Consider the following 792-nt stretch of genomic DNA (forward strand, 5'->3'; position numbering starts at 1 on the left):
CCCGGCGCCCGCGGGCGCGCCGGTCGCGGACCTCGCGGATGTCGCGGGGCAGGGCCGGGCCAGGCGAGCCTTGGAGGTGTGCGCCGCGGGCGGGCACCACCTGTTCCTGCTGGGCAGCCCGGGCGCGGGCAAGACCATGCTCGCCGAGCGGCTGCCGGGGATTCTGCCGCCACTCGACGGCACGGCCTGCCTCGAGGTCAGCGCGGTGCACTCGATCGCCGGGACACTGCGCCCCGACCTGCCGTTGGTGACCGTGCCGCCGTTTTGCGCGCCGCACCACAGCGCGACGATGCCCGCGATCGTGGGCGGCGGCAACGGCATGCCGCGCCCGGGCGCGGTCTCGCTCGCCCATCGCGGGGTGCTCTTCTTGGACGAGAGTCCGGAGTTCAGCGGCCGGGTCCTCGACGCGTTGCGGCAGCCGTTGGAGTCCGGCACGGTCACGGTCGCGCGCAGCGGCGGGATGCTGTGCTTTCCCGCGCGATTTTTGTTGGTGATGGCGGCGAATCCGTGCCCGTGCGGGCGATTCTCGGGGCGTGGGCTGGACTGCACGTGCTCGTCGTTGATGCGCGGCAAGTATCTGTCGCGGTTGTCGGGGCCGCTGATGGATCGGATCGACGTGCGGGTCACGGTGGACGCCGTGTCGCGGGCCGAGCTGCTCGCGCCGGAGGGGTCGGGGGAGGCGTCCGCGGTGGTGGCCGGGCGGGTTCGGGTGGCCCGGGAGCGGGCGGCGCGGCGCCTGGCGGGGACGGGGTGGGCGGTCAACGCCGACGTTCCGGGGCGTGAGCTGCGCCA

The 792-nt window shown here is 74.9% G+C and carries 1 protein-coding gene; it reads left to right on the forward strand.

The features are described 5' to 3' along the window. The coding region (locus GT354_RS40215; protein ID WP_161361434.1) for an ATP-binding protein at nucleotides 1-792 on the forward strand (792 nt) is incomplete at both ends.

Origin of the sequence: Streptomyces sp. SID3343, from assembly GCF_009865215.1 — a bacterium.
Lineage (GTDB): Bacteria > Actinomycetota > Actinomycetes > Streptomycetales > Streptomycetaceae > Embleya.